Below are 20,311 nucleotides of genomic sequence, written 5' to 3'. Positions count from 1 at the left end.
CGCGAGCGGGTATTCGAAGTGCCACATATGGCCCGGCACCTCGGTATTCTCGACCTCAAGATCGGAGATCGCGGTTTCGAAATGCGGGTCCCAGTTGACGAGGCGTTTGCCGCGATAGATCAGGCCCTTGTTGTACATATCAACGAAGACCTTGATCACGGCGTCATGAAAGTTGCCCTCTTCCCCCGCGGGGGCGCCCGGCGCGCCGGACATGGTAAAGGCGTTGCGCGACCAGTCACAGGAGGCCCCGAGGCGCTTGAGCTGATTGATGATGGTATCGCCGGATTCGGTTTTCCATTCCCAGACTTTTTCAAGGAACTTTTCCCGGCCGAGGTCGCGGCGGCCCGGCAGGTTTTCGGCGGCAAGCTTGCGCTCGACCACCATCTGCGTGGCGATGCCGGCATGATCCTGCCCCGGCTGCCAGAGGGTGTCATGGCCGCGCATCCGGTGCCAGCGCACAAGGATGTCCTGAAGCGTGTTGTTGAAGGCGTGCCCCATGTGCAGGCTGCCTGTCACATTGGGCGGCGGGATCATGATGCTGAAGGTTTCGGCACCCGGTTTTGCATTGGCCCCGGCCTTGAATGCCCCGGCTGTTTCCCATGCTTGGTAGAGGCGATTTTCGGCCTCGGTCGCGTTGAATGTCTTTTCCATCGCCATGACGTGATTTCCTGCGCATTTGCGGTTTGGCTGACGTCTAGCGAATGCAGCGCCCAAGTGAAAGACTAGAGCGGCAATTTGTTGGGCTTTGGATGGGTGACACGGGCGGCATTCCCGCGCAATGTGGGATCGGTACAGATGAAGGGCGGGGCATGGACGGGATACGGCAGTGGCGGATCGCACCGGAGGGTGCGGCAGAGGCGGTGGCACCGGAAAGCGACGGGTTCGCCCGCCCGGTGCAGGGCGTTTTTACCTGGGTGCATGTGAACTGCGCCGAGTCCGGTGCGCGCGAATGGCTTGAGGCCGCTCCGCTTGAACCGCTGATCCTGCGCGCGCTTCTGGCGCCCGAGACGCGACCGCGCTGTACCACGCATGGCGAGGGGGTCTTGATGAACCTGCGCGGCGTGAACCTTAACCCCGGCGACGAGGTCGAGGATATGGTGTCGCTTCGGATGTGGGTCACCGAAGGGCTGGTCGTGACCGTGCAACTGCGTCGCCTGATGGCGGTCAGCGATGTGCAAGAGAGTATCGCGCGCGGACAGGGCCCCGATGGTGCGGGCGAATTGGTGGCGCGGCTTGCGCTGCGGCTGGCGGATCGGGTCGAGCCGGTGGTGGCGGGGCTGAATGAAAAGGTCGATGTGCTTGAGGATCAGGTGATCGAGGAGCTGAATGCGCTTAGCCGCCGGGAGCTGGGCGATATCCGCCGCGTGGCCATCGTGTTACGCCGCCATATGGCACCGCAGCGCGACGCGCTGAGCACCTTCGAGATTGAAGATCTGGGCTGGTTGCGGGCCCATGACCGAAGCCGCCTGCGCGAGGCGACAGAGCGGATGACCCGGTTGGCCGAAGAGCTTGACGCGATCCGGGACCGTGCACTGGTGGTGCATGACCAGATCATGGATGCCCGCGCCGAGGCGATGAACAGGCAGATGCTGTTGTTATCCGTGGTGGCGGCGATCTTCCTGCCGCTCGGACTTTTGACCGGGCTTTTGGGGATCAACGTGGGCGGGATGCCGGGGGCGGATAACCCGGATGCTTTCTGGATCGTGAGTGCCGGTTTGCTGGCGATCGGCTTTATCCTGTTGCTGGTGTTCTGGCGGGCGGGGCTTTTGGGGCGCCGTTAGCAAAGGTTTTTCAGGCTGGTGGCGCCTCAGGCGCCGCGATCCAGTTTCGTGGACAGGTGAATAAGGCTCTCTGAGCTGCGCACGCCTTTGGCCTCGCCGATGCGGTCAAGCGTGTCGTCAAGTTCCTGGGTGGTGGTGGCTTCAAGCGTGACGATCAGGTCGAACCGCCCCGAGGTGGTATGGACGCGGCGCACTTGCGGCAGGGATTTCAGCCGCGCAAGAACCGCCGGACCCGAACGCGGTTCAATGCTGACAAGGGCGGTGGCGCGCAGGGCAGGGCGCGCGTCTTGCCCAAGTCGAAGGGTATAACCCGCGATCACGCCGCTTGCCTCAAGCCGGTCAAGCCGCGCTTGGACCGTGGTGCGCGCAAGGCCAAGCTTGCGGGCCAATGTGGCCACAGGCAGGCGGGCATTTTCCGCCAGACAGGTCAGAAGTTCGCGATCGGTCTCGTCGGTTTGCATGTATGACCCTTCGTTTTGCCGTAAATAATCGTCATTTTATACGAAGTGTCGCGATGAATCGACGTAAATTCACGCCACACTCAAGGGAAAAGAGCAGCACGAGGTCCCCCATGCGCAATTCCCCCACCTGGCCCGATCCCCGCGCGCACATCCTGCGCCATCGGCCTGATACGGCGGTGCTTTATTTCAGCCCCGATATGCTTCAGGCCACCGCGCGGCGGTTTCAGGCCGGGTTTGACGGGCTGGTGAGCTATGCGGTCAAGGCCAATCCGGGCGAAGAGGTGCTGGCCAATCTGGTCGCCTCCGGGATCAACGTGTTTGACGTGGCCAGCCCCGAGGAAATGCGCGCCGTGCGCCGGATCTGTCCGACGGCGGTCATGCATTACAACAACCCCGTGCGCTCGCCCGCAGAGGTATCTGTCGCAGCCGATATGGGCGTGCGGTCGTTCTCCGTAGATTGCCTTGGCGAGCTTGAAAAGCTGACCGGTCATGTCGAAGCGAAGGCTGAAATCAGCGTGCGTCTTGCCCTGCCGGTGCGTGGTGCGGCCTATGATTTCGGTGCCAAATTCGGGGCCGACCCCGAGCGCGCAACGGTGCTTTTGCAGGAGGTGGTCAAGCGCGGGTTTAGCCCGTCGATGACCTTTCACCCCGGCACCCAATGCGCCGATCCGGCGGCTTGGGGCGCCTATATCGGCGTTGTCGCCGAGGTGGCAAAGGCGGCGGGTGTGCGGCTTGGCCGGTTGAACGTGGGGGGCGGGTTTGCCGCGCATCGCATTGGTCATGCCCCTGATCTCGAGGCGATTTTCACCCATATCAGCACCGAGGTGACGCGCGTTTTCGGGGCCGATGCCCCGGCACTGGTCTGCGAACCGGGGCGCGCGATGGTGGCTGAGGCCTTTACCATGGCGGTGCGGGTCAAGGCGCTGCGCGAGTGTGGCGCGGTGTTCCTGAATGACGGGGTTTATGGCGGGCTGACCGAGATCCGCGATATCGGCGCGCCCGACCGGATTGCGGTGATGGCGCCGGATGGCACGCCGCGCACCGGCGCGCCACGTGCCCGCGTCGTCTTTGGTCCGACCTGTGACAGCATCGACCGCCTGCCTGATCCATTGGCCCTGCCCGGAGACCTGCAAGAGGGTGATTATCTGCTGGTTTCGGGCATGGGCGCCTATACCCAAAGCCTCAGTACGGGCTTTAACGGTTATGGTTTGAGCGATGTGGTGACCGTCGCCACGGTTTAGGCGCGCAGAGTCTGGACACGGGCAGTCGTCGGGTTAGTCTCCGTTTCAAAGCGAATAGGGGACAGGCCATGGAAAAGTTCGGAAAAAGCCAGCCGGTTACACGCGTCGAAGACCTGCGGTTTCTGACTGGCGCGGGCCGCTATGTGGATGATATCGCGCCCAAGGGGGCGCTGCGCGGATATGTCTTTCGCTCGAATGTGGCGCATGGCGTCATTACGGCGCTCGATCTTGACGAGGCGCGTGCCGCACCCGGCGTGCACCTTGTGCTTGGCGCCGATGATCTTGCCAGGGCCGGTGTGACCGAGGGGCTGGCCTTTAACCTTGTCACCAATCGCGACGGCACCAGGGGCGCGGCCCCGCGCCGCCCGCTTCTGGCCGAGGGGCGGGTGCGCTTTGTCGGTGAGCCGGTGGCGTTTGTCGTCGCGGAAACCCTTGATCAGGCGCGCGACGCCGCAGAGCTGATCGGGTTCGACTATGACGAACTGCCCGCCCATGTGGCGCTGGCCGAGGGGGGCGAGGCGCTGCATCCCGAGGCGCCGGAGAACCGTGCCTTTGACTGGGAGACGGGGGATCGCACCGCGGTCGAGGCGGCCATTTCCGAGGCGGCCCATGTGGTGCGCCTGAGCGTTGCAGACAACCGGGTCATCGCCAATTCGATGGAGCCGCGCGGCTGTTTTGCCGAAATGCAGGACGGGCGGCTTCATGTCTCGGTCAACGCCCAGGGGGTCTGGGGCACCAAGCGCAATCTGGCGCGTATTCTGGGGATGAAACCAGAGGCGATCCGTGTCACCAACCCGGATGTCGGTGGCGGTTTTGGCACCAAGGCGATGGATTATCCCGAGACTTTTCTGGTGGCCCACGCGGCGCGCAGCCTCGGGCGCCCGGTACGATGGATGTCCGAGCGTGGCAAGGCGATGCTAAGCGACAACGGCGCGCGCGCGCTTGAACATGACCTGGTGATGAGCTTTGACCGCGATTTGCGGATTACCGGGTATCGCGTCGATACACGCTGTGATCTGGGGGCTTACAACAGCACCATGGCGCAGGCGATCCAGACCGATCTTTTTTCCAAGGTGCTGATGGGCACTTATGACGTGCAGGCGACCTATCTGCATGTGGAAGGCTTCTATACCAACACCACGCAGGTCGATGCCTATCGCGGCGCCGGGCGCCCCGAGGCGATCTATGCGCTCGAGCGGATCATCGACCGCGCCGCGCGCGAGCTTGGCGTCGACACATGGGAATTGCATCGCCGCAATTTCATCCGGCCGGATCAGTTTCCCTATGTGTCATCCACCGGCGAGATCTATGACGTGGGTGATTTCGACCGTGTGCTAAGCCGCGCCGAAGAATTTGCCGACCGTTCAGGCTTTGCCGCGCGCCAAGCGGAAAGTCGCAGGCGCGGGCGGCTTCGGGGAATGGGGCTTTGTTACTATATCGAAAGTATCCTGGGTAATCCCAGTGAAACGGCCAGGATCGAATTTCATGAGGACGGCGGCGTGTCGATCTATGTGGGCACTCAAAGCAACGGGCAGGGGCACGAGACGGTCTATGCCCGGTTCCTGGCCGATCAGACCGGAATCCCGATGGATATGATCCGGGTGGTTCAGGGCGACAGCGATCTCATTGCCAATGGCGGCGGCACCGGCGGGTCGCGCTCTGTCACCACGCAGAGCAATGCCACGCTGGCGACGGTGTCGCGCATGGTCGAAGCCTTCACGCCTTATCTCGCGGACAAGATGGGCGTGGCGGCAGGTGATGTGAGCTTTGACGACGAGAGGTTTCGCGCACCGGGGTCGAACCTGACTCCGACGCTGATCGAGGCGGCGGCACTGGCGCGCGCCGACGGGCGCCGCGATTTGCTGGTGCACGAGGAAACCGCGACCCTGCCGGGGCGCTCTTATCCCAACGGCGCCCATGTGGCCGAGGTCGAGGTCGATCCCGAAACCGGCCAGACCAGCGTTGCGCGCTACACGGTGGTTGACGACTTTGGAAACCTTATCAACCCTTTGCTTGCCGAAGGCCAGGTGCATGGCGGCGTTGTCCAGGGCATTGGTCAGGCGCTATGCGAGCATGTGGTGCATGATGGCGATGGCCAGCTGCTCACGGCAAGTTTCATGGACTATGCCATGCCAAGGGCCAAAGATGTGCCTATGGTTGGTTTTGCAACCGAGGCGGTGCCCTCTACCGCCAATCCGATGGGTATGAAGGGCTGCGGCGAGGCGGGCACGGTCGGCGCCATGGCGGCCACGGCCAACGCGGTGGCGGATGCGCTATGGCAGGCGGGGGTGCGTCAGGCGGATATGCCGTTCACGCCGCACAGGGTATGGAAGATGGTAAATGAACACGTGGCGCAAGTGGACTAAGGCCCTTTATGGGCTGCTCCTGCCGGGACAGCACAGCGGGCAGACCGCCTTTGCTCACCGGCGCGGGGCGGTCACCCATGTTCTTATTCTTGATGGCACCATGTCTTCGCTCTCCGAGGGCTGCGAAAGCAATGCCGGGCTGACCTACAAACTTTTGAGCGAGACCACGGGCAGCGGCACGTCGCTTTACTACGAGGCCGGGTTGCAGTGGTATGACTGGCGCGCCACGCCCGATGTGATGCTTGGGCGCGGGTTGAACCGGCAGATTCGGCGCGCCTATGGTTATCTTGCCAGCCGCTATCGCCCCGGCGACCGGATCTTCCTTTTCGGCTATTCGCGCGGCGCCTATGCGGTGCGGTCGCTGGCCGGGGTGATCGACCGGATCGGGCTGTTGCGCGCCGAAGAGGCGACAGAGCGCAATGTCAGAACCGCCTATCGCCATTACCAATGCGGCCCGACCAGCCCGCCTGCCGAGGCATTCAAACGCCTCAAATGTCATGCGGCGGTCGAGATCGAGATGGTCGGCGTCTGGGATACGGTCAAGGCCCTTGGGATGCGGCTTCCGGTTCTCTGGCGGTTCCGGGCGGATGCGCATGGCTTTCACAACCACCACCTTGGCCCGACGATCCGGCACGGGTTTCAGGCGCTTGCGCTTGACGAGACCCGCAATGCCTATGCACCGGTCTTGTGGTCCTGTCCACCGGGCTTTGACGGGCATGTCGAGCAGGTCTGGTTTCGTGGCAGCCATGGCGATGTCGGCGGTCAGCTGGACGGATTTCACGCGGCGCGCCCTCTGGCGAATATCCCACTGGTCTGGATGCTGGAACAGGCGATCGGCTGCGGGCTTCATCTTCCCGAGGGCTGGCGCGGGCGCTTCAAGGTGGATATCGCCGCGCCCTCGGTGGGGACGTGGCGCGGCTGGGGCAAGATTTTCCTGCTGCGCAGCGCGCGCGTTGTCGGGGCCGATCCGTCAGAGCGGCTTCATGAAAGTGTCGAGGGGCGCAAGATACCTTTGAAGGGCGGCGCGGGGGGCATGGTGGCGATGAAGGACCCCGGCGGCGTCTAGCTGTCGGGTTTTCTGGAGGGTGATCACGCGGACTCTGGGCGCATGATGATGCAGGTGGTCGATCCGGTCGCATAAAGCCGGTCATCCTCTGCCCCGCGCAATTCGCCGTTTGCCACGCCGGTCGAGCGGCCCGAGTGGGCCACTGTGCCAATCGCGCGCACCTTGGTGCCAAGCGGCAGGGCGCGGGTGATATTCACCTTGTACTCCAACGTGGTATAGATTTCGCCGCGCGCAAGTTTGGTCATCACCGCGCAGGCCATGCAGCTATCGAGGATCGCCCCGAACCAGCCGCCATGCACGCCGCGCATCGGGTTGGTGACGTCAAAGCCGGGCGTGCCCTCGAAGATGACCCGCCCGTCTTCGGCCAATACCGGCCAGAAGCCGAGCGTCGCGCCGATGGGGGGGCCGGAAAGCTGACCTGCGATCATGTCCTGCATGAACTCAAGGCCCGACCGCGACATGAGGTCGGACCGGTCGGGCAAGTCGTCAAGTGATGTGGCGTGGCGTATTGGCATATTCGGCCCCCCTGATCTTTCCTGCGAAAGGTAGGCGGGGCCGATGTCGCTGTGCAAGCGGCTTATGCCACGTGGCGCAGTTCCACTTTGGGCGTCACGCCAAGGGCGTGGCACACATCGCGCGTCAGTTCGGGGCGGTTCAGCGTGTAGAAATGCAGGTCTTCCACGCCGCCCTCGATCAGATCGCTGCAAAGTTCGGTCGCAAGCGCTGTTGCCAGAAGATCATGGCGGTTGTCGCGCACGGCCTTGTCAAACGCATCGTCAAGCCATGCAGGCACCTGCGTTCCGCAGGCCAGGGCGAATTTGCGCGCCCCGGTCCAGTTCTCAATCGGCAGGACGCCCGGAATGATAGGCGCGTTGATTCCCGCCTTGGCACAGGCATCGCGAAAGCGGAAGAACGTGTCGGCCTCAAAGAAAAACTGGGTGATCGCCTCGCTTGCACCGGCGTCAATCTTGCGCTTGAGCCAGTCGATATCGGCCTGTTGGCTGGTGGCCTCGGGGTGTTTTTCGGGATAGGCGCCAACGCGGATGTTGAACTTGCCGGTGTCGGCCAGCGCCGAAATCAGCTCGCAGCTGTTGCCAAACCCTTGCGGATGCGCGGCGAAGCCATTGGCGCCCTTTGGCGGATCGCCGCGCAGCGCGACGATCTCGGTTACGCCAGCCCTGGCGAATTGATCGGCGATTTCAAGGGTTTCCTCGCGGCTTGCGTCAACGCAGGTCAGATGCGCGGCCACGTTAAGACCGGTGGCCTTGTGCAGGGTGCCAACCGCATCGCGGGTCAGCTCGCGCGTGGTGCCGCCCGCCCCATAGGTGACCGAGACAAAGCGCGGCACAAGCGGCGCAAGCGTCTGCACCGTGTCCCACAGGCGAAAAGAGGCCTCGAGAGATTTTGGAGGGAAGAACTCGAAAGAAATACGGGGCGTTTTCATTGTACAAATCCTACTCGGGGTTTTCTTGTTGCCCCCTTGTTGCAGGATGCGCTTTGTGAGACAACTTCATAAAATTCATGGTTTGAATGAGGTTCGCTAATATATGCACATCGAGTTCCGGCATCTCAAAACGATCCGCGCCATTCATCAGGCCGGTGGTCTGGCCAAGGCGGCGGATTTGCTGCACATCACCCAATCGGCGCTGAGCCATCAGATCAAGGGGCTTGAAGATCAGGCCGGGGTTGAACTTTTCGTCCGTCGCTCCAAGCCGTTGCGCCTGTCGGCGGCGGGGCAGAGGTTGCTGCGCGTGGCCGAAAAGATACTGCCCGAGATCGAGGCACTTGAGGCCGAGTTTGACGGGCTGCGCGAAGGCAGCGCGGGGCGCTTGCATATCGCCATCGAATGCCATGCCTGTTTCGAGTGGCTTTTCCCGGTGCTGGAAGCCTTCCGCAAGACATGGGGCGAGGTCGATGTCGATATCCGCCCCGGCCTTGCGTTTGACGCGCTGCCCGCCCTGCAAAAGGAAGAGGTCGATCTTGTGGTCTCGTCCGACCCCGAGGATTTGCCGGGGATCATCTTCAAGCCGCTGTTTGATTACGAGCCGGTTTTCGTCGCCTCAAGCCAGCACCCGCTGGCGCAAAAACCCTATGTCGAGGCCGCCGATTTTCGCGATGAGGTGCTGATCACCTATCCGGTGGACCGCTCGCGCCTTGATGTATTCACAGAGCTGCTGACCCCCGCCAAGGTCGAGCCGCGCAGCATTCGACAGGTCGAACTGACGGCGGTGATCCTGCTCTTGGTGGCCTCCAATCGCGGGGTCGCGGTTCTGCCCGACTGGGTGGTGCGCGAGGTCAAGACAAGTACGGATTACGTGACCCGCCCGCTGACCAGGAATGGTGTGACCAAGCGCCTTTATGCCGCGATCCGCGAGGATGACGCCGACAAGCCCTATATGGCGCATCTGTTGCGGCTGGCGCGTGAAATTCCGGTGCGGTTGCAACGCGGTTAACCAAGTGCCCCGCGCAGGGCCGCAAGCCGCTCGGGCAGGGCGCGGGCGGTGATGTCGGCCTCGCGCAGGAGGTGATCGAAATGCAGCGTCAGCGCCTGTACCCGTTCGGTATCGCGAAAGACCATGTAATTGCGCCCGATATAGAGCACGGCCAGAAGCGGGCCGAGAATGGTGACCGGTGCCGAATAGACCCGGCGCGCGTCAAACAGATAAAGCCGCAGGCTTGGGTAAAGCTGGGTCGTGACACTGATCAGGTGATCAAGCTGGTCTCGCCGCAGGTCAAGCGGCAGATCGCGGTAATAGCCCTCGGCGCGGGCAAAGCTTTCAAGCTCGTGGATCGGCAAGGCGATTTCGTAATCCGAGCGCGCATCGCGCATCCAGGCCATCCGGTCTTCGGAGGCGCCGATGGCCTGATCGGTGCTGCGCCCCAGATGCGGGGCATATTCCCACTCAAGCATTGCTCGGGTCTTGAGCATATCCGGCAGGCCCGCAGGCACGTGGCGGATCTTGTATCCGGCGGCCTCTTTGTGCCACTGAAATATCTGCTCATCGACAAGGGCGCGCGGTGCCTCTGTCAGCGATAGCGTATTGGCGAGCATATGGGCGGCGGTCTCGGGCCGGTCGGTGAGGCCCAAAAGCCAATCGGCCGACACCCCCAGGGCGCTGGCGCATTCCCCGACCACTTGGGCATTGGGAAGCCGCGCCGACGGCCCCCTGAGCAATTGCGAAATGGTCGAACGATCCACCCCGATGTCGCGGGCAAGCGCGCTTTGGTTGCTTTGGCGCAGGCGCATCGCCTCGCCAAGTCGAGTGCGAAACAGGTCGGCGCGGAGTCGTTTGTCGATTCTTTCATTCATGTGGTGATTTAAATCACAGTTGCAGAGATTTGTTAACCATATCCGAAATGGTCAGCTTTACCAAAAACGAAGAGTTTCACCATAGATTTTGAAAGGGAAAGGCACGGTATGGAGACGCGGATGCGCACGATTGTAAAGGCGGTAATCTGGAACCTGATCGGCCTGGCGGTGATGGCCCTTGTGGGGGCCTTCATCACCGGATCGGGCATGGCAGGGGGCGCGATGGCCCTGATCAATACGGCAATCGGGTTGAGCACCTATGTCCTTTACGAGCGTATCTGGACGCGCGTCCAATGGGGGCGCTGCCTTGGGTAGGATGCAACGAGATACGGTGGAATGGCCAACCCTGGCCTTGCTGGTGCTGTGCTATGTCGGTTGGGCCATCGGCACCACCTGGGCCGCGGCGCTCTGGTTGCCGCTTGGGGTGGGGGTGAGCGCGCTTTGCATCGCGCTTCATTCCTCGCTCAGCCACGAGGTTCTGCACGATCACCCGTTTCGATCAAGGCCTGTCAACGAGGCGTTGATCTTTCCGGCTCTGGGCCTGCTGATCCCCTATCAGCGGTTCCGCGATACCCATCTGGCGCATCACCGGGACGCGGTGCTGACCGATCCCTATGACGATCCGGAAACAAACTATCTGACCCCTGTTCAATGGCGGGGATTGCCGCGATGGGGAAAGACGGTTCTGGGCTTTAACAACACTCTGTTGGGGCGGATGCTCATTGGGCCGCTGGTCGGGCAGATTTCGTTCATGCTCTCGGACTGGCGCGCGATCCGGGCCGGGAACTCTGCGGTTTTGCGCGGCTGGCTCTGGCACATTCCGGCGGTCGCGCTGGTGCTTTGGTGGGTCATTGCATCGCCAATGCCGGTCTGGGCCTATGTGATTGCGGCCTATCTGGGGTTGTCGATCCTGAAAATCCGCACCTTTCTGGAGCATCGCGCCGTCGATCGTGCAAGTGCCCGCACCGTGATCATCGAGGACCGCGGGCCACTGGCGCTGATCTTTTTGAACAATAACCTGCATGTGGTACATCATACGCATCCCAAGGTGGCCTGGTATAAATTGCCGGATCTCTATGCGCAGAACCGCGCGCAGTACCTCAAACGCAACGAGGGTTATGTTTATCGCTCTTACGCCGAGATTTTCCGCCGTTATTTCTGGCGCGCCAAAGACCCTGTGGCGCATCCGCTTTGGCCTTGGCGCCGCGACTAAGGCCGGAGAGAAATATTCGCCGCATATTTTCCCGTAAGAGTTTCAGGCGCATAGTCTTAGGCGCTGGTCATTGCGGGAAATCCGGGGCAAGACAGGCTTATGGAAGCCTGGATATTTCTTTCCGTAGCGGCGGCAGCATTTCAGACGCTGCGCTTCATGCTGCAAAAACGCCTGAGCATGGGCGCGCTCAGTGCAGGCGGCGCCACGCTTGCGCGGTTCTTTTATTCAACGCCGGTTGTCGGCGCTCTGGTCCTTGCTTATCTGGCGCTGAGCGGCGCGGATTTGCCGGGGTTTTCACCGCTGTTCTGGCTTTATGCGATGATCGGAGGGCTGACGCAAATCCTGGCCACATGGTGCGTCGTCGCACTTTTTGCCGAGCGTAATTTCGCAGTTGGCATCACCTTCAAGAAAACCGAAGTGGTTCAGACGGCGCTTGTGGGTCTTGTCGTGCTTGGTGACCATATTTCCGCCATGGGCCTGGGGGCGATCCTGCTTGGCCTCGTCGGGGTTTTGATCCTGTCCGATACTCCGGGCCTGGAAGGGCGCTGGTTGCGCCGGATCACGAACCGCGCGGCGTTTCTCGGGCTGGCGTCGGGGGCGTTTTTCGCCATTTCGGCGGTAGGGTATCGCGGTGCCACACTTGAGATCGCGAGCGAAGACCCGCTCTTGCGGGCCGGTATCACCCTCGCGGTTGTCACATTGGCGCAGACACTGGCGCTTGGTGCCTGGCTGATCTGGCGCGAACCGGGACAGGTCACGCGGGTGGCGGGCGCCTGGCGCACTGCGGTCTGGATCGGTATCGCGGGCATGCTGGGCAGCCTGTTCTGGTTCACGGCCTTCACCCTGCAAAATGCGGCCTATGTCTTCGCCGTGGGTCAGGTCGAGGTGATCTTTTCGCTTTTCGCCTCTGTGCTGTTCTTCGGCGAGAAAATCACCCGGCGCGAGGCGGCTGGCATCGCCTTGGTGACCCTGTCGGTCATTGCGGTGGTCGCGTTCCGTTAAGGCGCAGGAACAGGCTTTCTTCATCGTCATTGCGAAAAAACGGCACCGAATGCGGCGGTTCGCGGTCCTGCGTGCGGGCGGCGATCTCGGCGAGCACCACTTCGGTGATGAAGGGCAGATCGAAATGCCGCGCCTCGTTCAGTGGCACCCATTGCAGATGCGAAAGCTCATCGCAGGCCTCGGAGAAATCATCCAGGTCGCCCGCGATCTCTTCCGCATCAACCAGGAAAAACCGCGCGTCGAAACGGCGCGGGCGGCCCGGCGGCGTGATGGCGCGAAACACGAATTGAAGCGGATGCGCCGCAGGGACATAGCCACGGTCGGCAAACCCGGCCCAATCGGAGGGCACCTCGCCCTGCCAGGCGCCGGGTTGCCCGAGGATCAGACCGGTTTCTTCCCAAAGCTCCCGGATGGCGGCGGCGGCAAGCGCATGAGCGAGGTTCTCGGCGCTGTCCTCAAGCAACCGTTCGGCACATACCGCAGGCAGCGGCCGCGCCAGCGGCACGGCGGCATCGGCCGCATCCACCGCCCCGCCGGGAAAGACGAACTTGTTGGGCATGAAGGCCGCCTTCGCGCCGCGCTGCCCCATGAGTACATGCGGATCGCCCATGCGATCACGCAGCGCGATCACGGTCGCGGCGTTGCGAATGGCGGTTTTGTCTTGTGTCGTGCTGGTCATCCTGGCCCTTTCAGCGGCAAAGGGTCAGTGGCCTCCTCCGAACCCATGCATCAGGCGGGCCCATTGGAAGGCAACGATCGCCCCCTTAAGTCGCGGCAAAAGGTAAAGCGACAGGGTGACCGTGCCAATAGCGAATATGGTGAACAGGACCAACGGCTCGGGGCGCCATGTTTCAAAGGTGAAAAGCAACAGCGGCGCCATCAGGTGGCCCACGATCAGAATCGTAAGATAGGCCGGGCCGTCATCGGCGCGGTTGTGGCTAAAGTCCTCGCGACAGACCGTGCAGGTGTCGCGAACCTTGAGATAGCTCTTGAGCAGCGGACCGTTGCCGCAATTCGGGCATTTCCGCCGAAAGCCCTTGCGGAGCGCCGGCCAAAGGTCGCGGTCTGTGCTGTTTACGGTTTGCTCGCTCATGTGAATCCCCGAAATTGATCCGCATAATTTGGTGCAGAATGCGGCGGGATTAAAGGGTGCAGAGCGTCCTTGCGGCGCCATGTCGCAAAGCCGGTGCGCCGGATGCCGACTCGTCACTTGCACGGTCTGTGAAAAAAACCGGACAGGGCGCGACGGAATTCGCGATTGCCGCCGTATCAGTCTTCAGGAACGGCCGAGACCGGTCCGGTTCCGCGGATCAGTTAACGATCAGAGTGATGGAGAGACGAGATGAAAAGACCGATTTTGGCTTCAGGCATACTTGCCGCCGTGATTGCGGCGACATCGACATCCGTGATGGCCCAGCAAATAGGACAGGGCGGCATGCGGCACGGCCCCGCCTTTGATTTTGAAGAATTGGATGCCGATGGCGACGGCAAGGTCACCCCGGAAGAAATGCAGACCCGCGCGCAAGAGCGGTTCATGGCTGCGGATACGGATGGTGACGGGGCTATCTCGGTCGAAGAAATGACCGCACGGATGCAGGCCCGCATGGCCGAACGGATGGCCGCAAGGGCGCAGGCGATGATGGAAAACCGTGACACCGACAAGGACGGCAAGATTTCCATGGACGAAATGCAGTCGGGCCGGATGGCGCGGATGTTCGAGATGCACGACAGCGATAGCGATGGCACGATTTCCGCCGAGGAATTCGCCGATATCCCCAGAATGCATCAACGCGGGCGTCAGGGCGACGGCTCCGGTCGCCACGAGGGAATGCACGGCGGGATGGGCAAGGGCCATCACGGCGACATGGAATGCCGGTCTGACGGCCATGGCAAGGGGCATCATCGCTACGGCGGTCATGACCACGGCGAGCATGATCACCACCACGATCACCACCACCACCACGGTCATCACGATCACCACTGATCCTTGATCAGGATGCCGTGCCGACAGCGGCACCCCGCTGTCGGCCTTGTGGATGGGCCAGCCACATGTGCAATATGATACTTATGGAATATGGACATGCCGCTGGACACCATGAGTGATGAGCCGGACGAGGTTTTGTTGGTCTTGTTTGCCAATGGGGATGCGTCAGCGGCGCGTGCCCTGACCGGGCGTCTGACCCCGCGCGTGATGGGCCATGCCTATCGCTTGCTTGGCAATCATGCCGAGGCCGAGGATGTCACCCAGGAGGCGATGCTGCGCCTGTGGAACATCGCGTCAGAGTGGCGTCAGGGCGAAGCCAGGGTTTCGACCTGGCTCTACCGGGTGGTGGCCAACCTGTGCATCGACCGCAAGCGGCGGGCGCGCAATGTGGCGCTTGACAGCATCCCCGAGCCCGAGGACGGCCGTGCCAGTGCCGCCGAGACCCTTCAGGCCAAGGCCCGCGCGGAGGCGCTGCAAGCCGCACTTGACCAGCTGCCGGACCGACAGCGACAGGCGGTCGTGCTGCGCCATATCGAGGGGCTGGCGAACCCGGAGATTGCCGAGATCATGGAGATTACCACCGAAGCGGTGGAAAGCCTGACGGCGCGGGGCAAGCGCACACTGACAGCCGCCCTTTCGGGGCGACAAGAGGAATTGGGATATGGCGATGAGTGACAAAGACAACATGACGGGGCTTGAGGCGTTCTTTGACGCCGCGCGTGCCCATCCCGCAGAGCCATCCGTGGCGCTTCTGACCCGCATCGAAAAGGAGGCCCGGACGGTTCAGGCCGCCACCCGCGCGCCAGTGCCGCAAAGACGCCAACGCGCCAGCCTCTCGACACAGCTTTTCCGCCTGATTGGCGGCTGGCCCGCGCTGACCGGGCTTGCCACGGCGGCCATGGCCGGGGTCTGGCTTGGCGTCAGCCTGCCAGAAGGGCTTTTGGTGAACGAAGGCGATGCTGCCTATCTTATTGATGTCGCGCCGGAATTGGCGTTCGATCTTGCCGGGGGAAATTTCTGATGGCGTCACAGACCAACAACAACGGCAACAAACCCGCCACGGGGTTTAGCCCCTTCATGCGGGGGCTTTTCGTGGTCTCGCTGGCGCTGAACCTGCTGGTGATCGGCGGGTTCGGAAGCTGGGGGTTGCGTCACGGCGGATGGCATGGCGCGCATCACCCCTCGCGGCTTGACATGGCGGGCGGGCCGCTGACCCGTGCGCTTACCGACGAAGACCGTCGCGAGATCGGGGAAAAGATGCGCAGCGCCTATCGCAACGGTCACGGCACCCGCGCGGCACAACGGGCCGGGTTCGATGCTTTGGTGGCGGATCTGCGCGCCGTGCCGTTTGACCCCGGTGCCGTGGCCGAGCGCATGAGCCAGCAGCGCGAAGCGTTTCGTGAGCGCCTTGAGATGGGACAGCGCTTGTTGCTTGATCACCTAGCCGCAATGAGCGACGCCGAGCGCGCCGCCTATGCCGATCGCCTCGAGGCCCGGATCGAGGATTACCGCGCCTATCGCGCGCATCGCACAGGCGCAGGCGGCGGAAGCTAACCGCCGCCCAAGGGCCTATTCGTCAAGCGTGCCGTGGATCGCGAATTGCTCGATGCCCGCGTCCTGCGGCTCGATCGCGCGAAAGCTTTCGCGCACCCCCGCATCGGTCAGCTCGCGTGCCACCGTCAACAGGGTATTGGCGGTATGGTCTTCGCAAAGTTCGATCATCTGATTGATCTCATCGTGGGCAACCGGCAGCGCGGCCTCGATGTCGGGCGCGCCGTAGACATCGACGAAATGCCGGGCAAGCGCGCGCGCCAGCGTGTCGATCTCGGCCTGCTCGACCTGGGTCACGGCGACAAAGGTCACCCGGCCAAAGGTTTCCACCCCGAGCCAGCCATTGGCAAAGGCCTGTCGCGCCTTGCCGGTCAGATCGGCCTCGCCCCAGTTGGAAAACTCGAAGCCGCCGGGCACACACCATTCACCGGTGCGCGCCGGGCTGTGATAGACGCGTTGATCGCTTTCGTCGAAATGGATGGCACGGGCAAGCTTCATTGCGGTGTCTCCAACAAGGTGCTGAGGGGAATTAGGTGGGTGGTGTCGCCTGAGCGCAGCAACATGCCAAAGCGTTCATCGACGCCAAGGAACTTGCCGCTCATGCCGTTCTGACGCACATCTTCGCCCATGTCATGGGCCAGCGGGCGCCATTCGGAATGCAGGTCCTTGCCGCCGTCTTCTTCCCAGCGGGTGATCCAGACAAGCGTATGGCGCGCCCAGCTTTCCAACAGGTTGACGGGATCGACCTCGGCACAGCCCTCGTCATAAAGCGCGGTCTGATCGGGGCGGTCGCCGGGCCGGTCGTTGATCTGCATCAGGGGCAGGTCGATCCCCACCACAAGCCAGCCGGGCAGGGCGCCCGGATCAGAGCCGCCCGCCGCCACCCGGAAATGCCCGCAGGCGGCGCCGTTGATGCGGATACCGCCGGGCCATTCCAGATGCACGGCCACCTCGGGCGGGGCCAGAGCGCCGAGCGCGTTCTGAAATCCAACGCCACAGGCCGGCAGCATCGCCATCGCCTCTTCGAGGGGCACCTCGGGGGCCATGACCAAAGCCGCCAAAAACCGGTTGGCGGTGATGTTGTGCACGATAAGCCCCGCATCACAGCCAAGGCTGGCCATGGCGCAGGCTTTCTCGAACGGGTCGATGGCCCCGGTCACCGCCAGCCCTGACATGAGCGGAGGAAAGGCGGGCGTGCTCATGCGGCGCCTGCCTTGATCAGTTTCCGGGCGATATCGCGGAATGCCTGTGCCTGCGGGCTATCGGGTTTGGACACCACGATCGGCGCGCCCCCATCCGCCGCCAGCCGGATATCCAGATGCAGCGGAATTTCCGCCAAAAGCGGCACGCCAAGCTTTTCGGCCTCGGCCGCAACGCCGCCGTGACCGAAGACATGTTCTTCATGTCCGCAGTTCGAGCAGATATGCGTCGACATGTTCTCGATCATGCCCAGAACCGGCACCTTGAGCTGGTTGAACATGTCGATGCCCTTGCGCGCATCCAGAAGGGCGATGTCCTGCGGGGTCGAGACGATGATCGCGCCATCGACCTGTGCCTTTTGCGCAAGGGTCATCTGCACATCGCCGGTGCCGGGCGGCAGATCGACCAGAAGCACATCCAGGGCGCCCCACTGGACCTGCATCAGCATCTGTTGCAGCGCGCCCATCAGCATCGGCCCGCGCCAGACAACCGCCTGGCCCTCGTTGGTCATCAGGCCGATCGACATCATCGTGACGCCGTGATTGCGCATCGGCAGGATGGTCTTCCCATCCGGGCTTGACGGGCGACCGGAAACCCCAAGCATGCGTGGCTGGCTTGGCCCGTAAACATCGGCATCCAGCAACCCGACACGAAGCCCTTCGGCGGCAAGCGCACAGGCGAGGTTGGCCGAAACGGTGGATTTGCCAACGCCGCCCTTGCCGCTTGCGATGGCAATCAGGTGATTGACGCCCGGCACCTTTTCGGGGCCCTTGGGTTCGGCCTTGCGGCTGGGTTTTAGATCGGGCGGGGCCTTGGCGGAATGCCCGGTCAGAACGACCGACACCTCGTCAACCCCGTCAAGTGCCCGCACGGCGGCCTCTGCGGTGTCGCGCACCGGGCCATAGGCCTCGGCCTTGGCCGGGTCGATTTCAAGCACAAAGCGCACCGTGCTGCCCTCGACGTTCAGCCCGCGGGTAACCCCGGCCGAGACGATATCAGAGCCGCTGACCGGATCGGTGATTTTTTTCAATGCGTCCAGAACGCTGTCGCGGGAAATTGCCACCTCAGTTTTGCCCCTTGATCGTGCCTGTGACCACATGCTCGACATCTAGCCCGTCCACTGTCAGCACAACCTTGGCGCTGAATTCGCGCCCCGCCGTATCGCCGGCCTGGCGCATGCCTTCTTCGATGGCCTGCTGCGAGGTCACGCCGACCTGCTTGAGAAATTTGCGCATCGACATGTTGAAATCTTCACTCATGTGTCTCTCCCTTCGGTATTCAAGATGGTTGACGCAGACATGCGGCTGTTTCTAACTTGGGGTATGCGAGCATGGAACCCAAGCCCCAAACGCGTGTTGCGGATGATCGTTTTCTGTCTGACGGCACTCTTGCCCGTGAGTGGAACGGCCAACGAGCGGCTGTTTCGGCTGAGCGCCCCGGAAAGCCTGGTGGCAAGCGGACTTCTGGATTACCTGCTGCCGCGGTTTTCGCTCAAGACCGGGGTGCGGATAGAGATCGTGACCGGGGATGGCGAGGCCGAACTGGCGCTTGGCAAGACCGACGGGCGCGCGGTTTTCGTGGGCGAGGGGGCGACATGGCGGATGCGCCTGCGTGGCAGCCATGCTGGCGCGGCGCGGTTTGCCGATTGGCTGACCTCGGAGATCGGACAGCGCACGCTGACCAGCTATGAGGTTGGTGGACGCGCGCCCTTTACTCTGCCCGAGGCCAGGGATGAAGCCGAGGTCGCGCTTGTCTTTGAGGGCGACGCCGTGGCGGGCAAGGGCCTGTCCCTGCGCCATTGCGGGCGTTGCCATGTTGTATCGGAAGAAAACCGGATGAACGCCATCGGCTCGACCCCGTCCTTCGCGGTGCTGCGCTCGCTGCCCGACTGGGGCGCGCGGTTTCAGACCTTTTATGTGCTCAACCCGCATCCCGCATTTACCCAGGTCGATCGGATCACCGCGCCCTTCGCCGATCACCTTCCGCCGCCAATCGTGCCGGTCGAGATCACGCTTGATGATCTTGAGGCCATCATGGCCTATGTCTCGGGGCTTGCCCCCGCCGACCTTGGCGCACCGATCCGGCATCAGTGATCCTTGCGCTTGCTGAGGTAATCCTCGGTGGTGCGTACCGCCGGGCGCTCTGCCCCGGCGAAGGGGTTATTGGTCGAATGATACTGGGCGTTGATCCGGCATTTGTCGCACATCTGGATCATCCTGGCCGTGTCTGATGACGCGAACATGGCATGTTTGCCCGCCAGCTTTTCAACCACCTTTTCAACGGTCGATTTCACCCCGAACAAGGCGCCGCATTCGATGCAGGCAAACGGCTCTTCTTCATTGAGAACCACTTGCGTCAGGGCCGAGTCGGCAAGGTTCATGCGCGGTTCAAGCGTGATTGCCTGTTCGGGGCAGATCGTGGCGCAGATTCCGCATTGCAGGCAGGCATCTTCCTGAAAGCGCAGCTGTGGCATGTCGGGGTTGTCAAGCAAGGCCCCCGACGGGCAGAGCGACACACAACTCAGACACAGGGTGCAGCTATCGGTATTGACCAGAACCGCCCCATAGGGCGAGGCCTCGGGCAGGGGGAGAACCGCATCGCCCGGTGTCAGGGCCCTGGCCGCAAGGCGCGCCACCTGACGACGGCTGCCCATCGGCAGGATCGGGTCGGCGCAGGGCGCGGGAATATCGTCGGCGTCATAGAGTGCATCACAGAGCGCATCGGGATCGCTGAGGTCCAGAAGGCTCACGCGGCCCGCACCTGCCATGGCCCGGGCCAGCGGAATCTCCTGATCCAGCGCGTCGCGTTCGGTGCGCGGCGACACGAGGATCGCCACCTCGGCAAAGCCCGACGCCAGAGCCGCCAGAATTTCGGCATGGCCAAAGCCCGACAGGGCCTCGACCTCGAGCGGGATCACATCGGCAGGCAATCCGCGCCCGTGGCGGGCCGCGAGGCTGATCATCTGGCCACCGTGATCGTGGTCGCAGACCAGCAGCCTTGGCGCGCTGCCACCGGCCTTGCGATAGGCCGAGGCCAGCGTCTGGATACGGCGAAAGGTGACATCGGGCGAGGGGGCGTCATAGGTGATCGCGCCCGACGGGCAGCGCGCGGCGCAGGCCCCGCATCCGGCGCAGAC

At 62.9% G+C, this 20,311-nt stretch carries 25 protein-coding genes; 13 read left to right on the top strand and 12 right to left on the bottom strand.

Annotation, left to right across the window (positions count from 1 at the left end; genetic code table 11):
- The coding region (locus tag QZ522_RS10430; RefSeq protein WP_294610833.1) for a class I tRNA ligase family protein at positions 1-657 on the bottom strand (657 nt) is incomplete at its 3' end.
- Positions 658-809: 152 nt separating this feature from the next.
- Between QZ522_RS10430 and QZ522_RS10425 the strand changes: the two genes are divergently transcribed.
- Positions 810-1,781: a zinc transporter ZntB gene (locus QZ522_RS10425; protein WP_294610831.1), complete on the top strand. Its 972-nt coding sequence runs from the start codon at positions 810-812 to the stop codon at positions 1,779-1,781.
- A gap of 26 nt (positions 1,782-1,807) precedes the next feature.
- Here QZ522_RS10425 and QZ522_RS10420 read toward each other — a convergent pair whose 3' ends face one another.
- Positions 1,808-2,242, bottom strand: coding sequence for an Lrp/AsnC family transcriptional regulator (locus QZ522_RS10420; protein WP_294610829.1), 435 nt, complete (start codon positions 2,240-2,242; stop codon positions 1,808-1,810).
- Positions 2,243-2,352: 110 nt separating this feature from the next.
- On the opposite strand from QZ522_RS10420, the gene QZ522_RS10415 reads away from it, so the two are divergent.
- The 3 genes from QZ522_RS10415 (at position 2,353) to QZ522_RS10405 (ending at position 6,915) form a co-directional block, all read left to right on the top strand.
- The gene (locus QZ522_RS10415) at positions 2,353-3,483 is read left to right on the top strand and encodes a type III PLP-dependent enzyme (protein ID WP_294610828.1); all 1,131 of its coding nucleotides are present in this window, start codon (positions 2,353-2,355) and stop codon (positions 3,481-3,483) included.
- Positions 3,484-3,551: 68 nt separating this feature from the next.
- Positions 3,552-5,849 carry a xanthine dehydrogenase family protein molybdopterin-binding subunit gene (locus QZ522_RS10410; protein ID WP_294610825.1) on the top strand — a complete coding sequence of 766 codons (2,298 nt, stop codon included), beginning with the start codon at positions 3,552-3,554 and terminating at the stop codon, positions 5,847-5,849.
- Positions 5,824-6,915, top strand: coding sequence for a DUF2235 domain-containing protein (locus tag QZ522_RS10405; RefSeq protein WP_294610823.1), 1,092 nt, complete (start codon positions 5,824-5,826; stop codon positions 6,913-6,915). The genes QZ522_RS10410 and QZ522_RS10405 overlap by 26 nt, the downstream gene beginning before the upstream one ends.
- A gap of 23 nt (positions 6,916-6,938) precedes the next feature.
- Here QZ522_RS10405 and QZ522_RS10400 read toward each other — a convergent pair whose 3' ends face one another.
- Both QZ522_RS10400 and metF read right to left on the bottom strand, forming a co-directional pair.
- Positions 6,939-7,430 carry a PaaI family thioesterase gene (locus QZ522_RS10400; protein ID WP_294610822.1) on the bottom strand — a complete coding sequence of 164 codons (492 nt, stop codon included), beginning with the start codon at positions 7,428-7,430 and terminating at the stop codon, positions 6,939-6,941.
- A 62-nt stretch (positions 7,431-7,492) separates the two neighbouring features.
- On the bottom strand, positions 7,493-8,359 hold the full coding sequence (metF, locus tag QZ522_RS10395; protein WP_294610820.1) for a methylenetetrahydrofolate reductase [NAD(P)H]: 867 nt from the start codon (positions 8,357-8,359) through the stop codon (positions 7,493-7,495).
- Between the two features lie 103 nt (positions 8,360-8,462).
- Here metF and QZ522_RS10390 point away from each other — a divergent pair, with 103 nt between their 5' ends.
- A complete protein-coding gene (locus tag QZ522_RS10390) occupies positions 8,463-9,368 on the top strand; it encodes a LysR family transcriptional regulator (RefSeq protein ID WP_294610818.1) in 906 nt (301 codons plus the stop codon).
- On the opposite strand, the gene QZ522_RS10385 is transcribed toward QZ522_RS10390, so the two are convergent.
- Positions 9,365-10,225: a helix-turn-helix transcriptional regulator gene (locus QZ522_RS10385; RefSeq protein ID WP_294610817.1), complete on the bottom strand. Its 861-nt coding sequence runs from the start codon at positions 10,223-10,225 to the stop codon at positions 9,365-9,367. The two genes, QZ522_RS10390 and QZ522_RS10385, sit on opposite strands and share 4 nt — an antisense overlap.
- A gap of 108 nt (positions 10,226-10,333) precedes the next feature.
- On the opposite strand from QZ522_RS10385, the gene QZ522_RS10380 reads away from it, so the two are divergent.
- From QZ522_RS10380 to QZ522_RS10370, 3 genes are all read left to right on the top strand, one after another.
- Positions 10,334-10,540, top strand: coding sequence for a DUF2061 domain-containing protein (locus QZ522_RS10380; protein ID WP_294610816.1), 207 nt, complete (start codon positions 10,334-10,336; stop codon positions 10,538-10,540).
- Position 10,541: 1 nt separating this feature from the next.
- Positions 10,542-11,438, top strand: a complete 897-nt coding sequence (locus QZ522_RS10375) for a fatty acid desaturase (protein ID WP_294610815.1) — start codon at positions 10,542-10,544, stop codon at positions 11,436-11,438.
- Between the two features lie 99 nt (positions 11,439-11,537).
- Complete coding sequence (locus QZ522_RS10370; RefSeq protein ID WP_294610812.1) at positions 11,538-12,440, top strand: EamA family transporter; 903 nt, start codon at positions 11,538-11,540, stop codon at positions 12,438-12,440.
- Here QZ522_RS10370 and QZ522_RS10365 read toward each other — a convergent pair.
- Together QZ522_RS10365 and QZ522_RS10360 are read right to left on the bottom strand one after the other, a co-directional pair.
- A complete protein-coding gene (locus QZ522_RS10365) occupies positions 12,415-13,119 on the bottom strand; it encodes an NUDIX hydrolase (protein WP_294610809.1) in 705 nt (234 codons plus the stop codon). The genes QZ522_RS10370 and QZ522_RS10365 overlap by 26 nt on opposite strands.
- Before the next feature lie 24 nt (positions 13,120-13,143).
- Entirely contained in the window at positions 13,144-13,533 is a 390-nt protein-coding gene (locus QZ522_RS10360) for a DUF983 domain-containing protein (RefSeq protein WP_294610806.1), read from the bottom strand.
- Positions 13,534-13,782: 249 nt separating this feature from the next.
- Between QZ522_RS10360 and QZ522_RS10355 the strand changes: the two genes are divergently transcribed.
- From QZ522_RS10355 to QZ522_RS10340, 4 genes are all read left to right on the top strand, one after another.
- Complete coding sequence (locus tag QZ522_RS10355; protein ID WP_294610804.1) at positions 13,783-14,424, top strand: EF-hand domain-containing protein; 642 nt, start codon at positions 13,783-13,785, stop codon at positions 14,422-14,424.
- Between the two features lie 90 nt (positions 14,425-14,514).
- On the top strand, positions 14,515-15,099 hold the full coding sequence (locus QZ522_RS10350) for an RNA polymerase sigma factor (protein WP_294610802.1): 585 nt from the start codon (positions 14,515-14,517) through the stop codon (positions 15,097-15,099).
- Complete coding sequence (locus tag QZ522_RS10345) at positions 15,092-15,445, top strand: hypothetical protein (protein ID WP_294610800.1); 354 nt, start codon at positions 15,092-15,094, stop codon at positions 15,443-15,445. The genes QZ522_RS10350 and QZ522_RS10345 overlap by 8 nt, the downstream gene beginning before the upstream one ends.
- Positions 15,445-15,978 (top strand): periplasmic heavy metal sensor, encoded by a 534-nt coding sequence (locus tag QZ522_RS10340; RefSeq protein ID WP_294610798.1) that lies wholly within the window; start codon positions 15,445-15,447, stop codon positions 15,976-15,978. Before QZ522_RS10345 ends, QZ522_RS10340 begins: the two co-directional genes overlap by 1 nt.
- Positions 15,979-15,993: 15 nt before the next feature.
- On the opposite strand, the gene QZ522_RS10335 is transcribed toward QZ522_RS10340, so the two are convergent.
- The 4 genes from QZ522_RS10335 to QZ522_RS10320 are packed head-to-tail and all read right to left on the bottom strand — an operon-like array spanning position 15,994 to position 18,434.
- Positions 15,994-16,473 carry a DUF6505 family protein gene (locus QZ522_RS10335; RefSeq protein WP_294610796.1) on the bottom strand — a complete coding sequence of 160 codons (480 nt, stop codon included), beginning with the start codon at positions 16,471-16,473 and terminating at the stop codon, positions 15,994-15,996.
- The gene (locus QZ522_RS10330) at positions 16,470-17,177 is read right to left on the bottom strand and encodes a biotin/lipoate--protein ligase family protein (RefSeq protein ID WP_294610794.1); all 708 of its coding nucleotides are present in this window, start codon (positions 17,175-17,177) and stop codon (positions 16,470-16,472) included. The genes QZ522_RS10335 and QZ522_RS10330 overlap by 4 nt, the downstream gene beginning before the upstream one ends.
- On the bottom strand, positions 17,174-18,238 hold the full coding sequence (locus tag QZ522_RS10325; protein ID WP_294610792.1) for an Mrp/NBP35 family ATP-binding protein: 1,065 nt from the start codon (positions 18,236-18,238) through the stop codon (positions 17,174-17,176). The genes QZ522_RS10330 and QZ522_RS10325 overlap by 4 nt, the downstream gene beginning before the upstream one ends.
- A 1-nt stretch (position 18,239) precedes the next feature.
- Positions 18,240-18,434, bottom strand: coding sequence for a DUF6494 family protein (locus QZ522_RS10320; protein ID WP_294610789.1), 195 nt, complete (start codon positions 18,432-18,434; stop codon positions 18,240-18,242).
- Between the two features lie 102 nt (positions 18,435-18,536).
- On the opposite strand from QZ522_RS10320, the gene QZ522_RS10315 reads away from it, so the two are divergent.
- Positions 18,537-19,268: a hypothetical protein gene (locus QZ522_RS10315; RefSeq protein ID WP_294610787.1), complete on the top strand. Its 732-nt coding sequence runs from the start codon at positions 18,537-18,539 to the stop codon at positions 19,266-19,268.
- Here QZ522_RS10315 and QZ522_RS10310 read toward each other — a convergent pair.
- A partial coding sequence (locus QZ522_RS10310) for a 4Fe-4S binding protein (RefSeq protein WP_294610760.1) occupies positions 19,262-20,311 on the bottom strand: 1,050 nt, incomplete at its 5' end. The genes QZ522_RS10315 and QZ522_RS10310 overlap by 7 nt on opposite strands.

This window comes from uncultured Roseovarius sp. (assembly GCF_913054395.1).
Taxonomy (GTDB): Bacteria; Pseudomonadota; Alphaproteobacteria; order Rhodobacterales; family Rhodobacteraceae; genus Roseovarius.
Note: the sequence above shows the minus strand (reverse complement) of the source record. Positions and strands in the feature narration are given on the sequence as shown.

Coding starts and splice junctions, on each gene's coding strand:
- QZ522_RS10425 (WP_294610831.1), top strand. CDS start 810: ATGGACGGGATACGGCAGTGGCGGATCGCACCGGAGGGTGCGGCAGAG.
- QZ522_RS10420 (WP_294610829.1), bottom strand. CDS start 2,242: ATGCAAACCGACGAGACCGATCGCGAACTTCTGACCTGTCTGGCGGAA.
- QZ522_RS10415 (WP_294610828.1), top strand. CDS start 2,353: ATGCGCAATTCCCCCACCTGGCCCGATCCCCGCGCGCACATCCTGCGC.
- QZ522_RS10410 (WP_294610825.1), top strand. CDS start 3,552: ATGGAAAAGTTCGGAAAAAGCCAGCCGGTTACACGCGTCGAAGACCTG.
- QZ522_RS10405 (WP_294610823.1), top strand. CDS start 5,824: ATGAACACGTGGCGCAAGTGGACTAAGGCCCTTTATGGGCTGCTCCTG.
- QZ522_RS10400 (WP_294610822.1), bottom strand. CDS start 7,430: ATGCCAATACGCCACGCCACATCACTTGACGACTTGCCCGACCGGTCC.
- metF (WP_294610820.1), bottom strand. CDS start 8,359: ATGAAAACGCCCCGTATTTCTTTCGAGTTCTTCCCTCCAAAATCTCTC.
- QZ522_RS10390 (WP_294610818.1), top strand. CDS start 8,463: ATGCACATCGAGTTCCGGCATCTCAAAACGATCCGCGCCATTCATCAG.
- QZ522_RS10385 (WP_294610817.1), bottom strand. CDS start 10,225: ATGAATGAAAGAATCGACAAACGACTCCGCGCCGACCTGTTTCGCACT.
- QZ522_RS10380 (WP_294610816.1), top strand. CDS start 10,334: ATGGAGACGCGGATGCGCACGATTGTAAAGGCGGTAATCTGGAACCTG.
- QZ522_RS10375 (WP_294610815.1), top strand. CDS start 10,542: ATGCAACGAGATACGGTGGAATGGCCAACCCTGGCCTTGCTGGTGCTG.
- QZ522_RS10370 (WP_294610812.1), top strand. CDS start 11,538: ATGGAAGCCTGGATATTTCTTTCCGTAGCGGCGGCAGCATTTCAGACG.
- QZ522_RS10365 (WP_294610809.1), bottom strand. CDS start 13,119: ATGACCAGCACGACACAAGACAAAACCGCCATTCGCAACGCCGCGACC.
- QZ522_RS10360 (WP_294610806.1), bottom strand. CDS start 13,533: ATGAGCGAGCAAACCGTAAACAGCACAGACCGCGACCTTTGGCCGGCG.
- QZ522_RS10355 (WP_294610804.1), top strand. CDS start 13,783: ATGAAAAGACCGATTTTGGCTTCAGGCATACTTGCCGCCGTGATTGCG.
- QZ522_RS10350 (WP_294610802.1), top strand. CDS start 14,515: ATGGACATGCCGCTGGACACCATGAGTGATGAGCCGGACGAGGTTTTG.
- QZ522_RS10345 (WP_294610800.1), top strand. CDS start 15,092: ATGAGTGACAAAGACAACATGACGGGGCTTGAGGCGTTCTTTGACGCC.
- QZ522_RS10340 (WP_294610798.1), top strand. CDS start 15,445: ATGGCGTCACAGACCAACAACAACGGCAACAAACCCGCCACGGGGTTT.
- QZ522_RS10335 (WP_294610796.1), bottom strand. CDS start 16,473: ATGAAGCTTGCCCGTGCCATCCATTTCGACGAAAGCGATCAACGCGTC.
- QZ522_RS10330 (WP_294610794.1), bottom strand. CDS start 17,177: ATGAGCACGCCCGCCTTTCCTCCGCTCATGTCAGGGCTGGCGGTGACC.
- QZ522_RS10320 (WP_294610789.1), bottom strand. CDS start 18,434: ATGAGTGAAGATTTCAACATGTCGATGCGCAAATTTCTCAAGCAGGTC.
- QZ522_RS10315 (WP_294610787.1), top strand. CDS start 18,537: ATGATCGTTTTCTGTCTGACGGCACTCTTGCCCGTGAGTGGAACGGCC.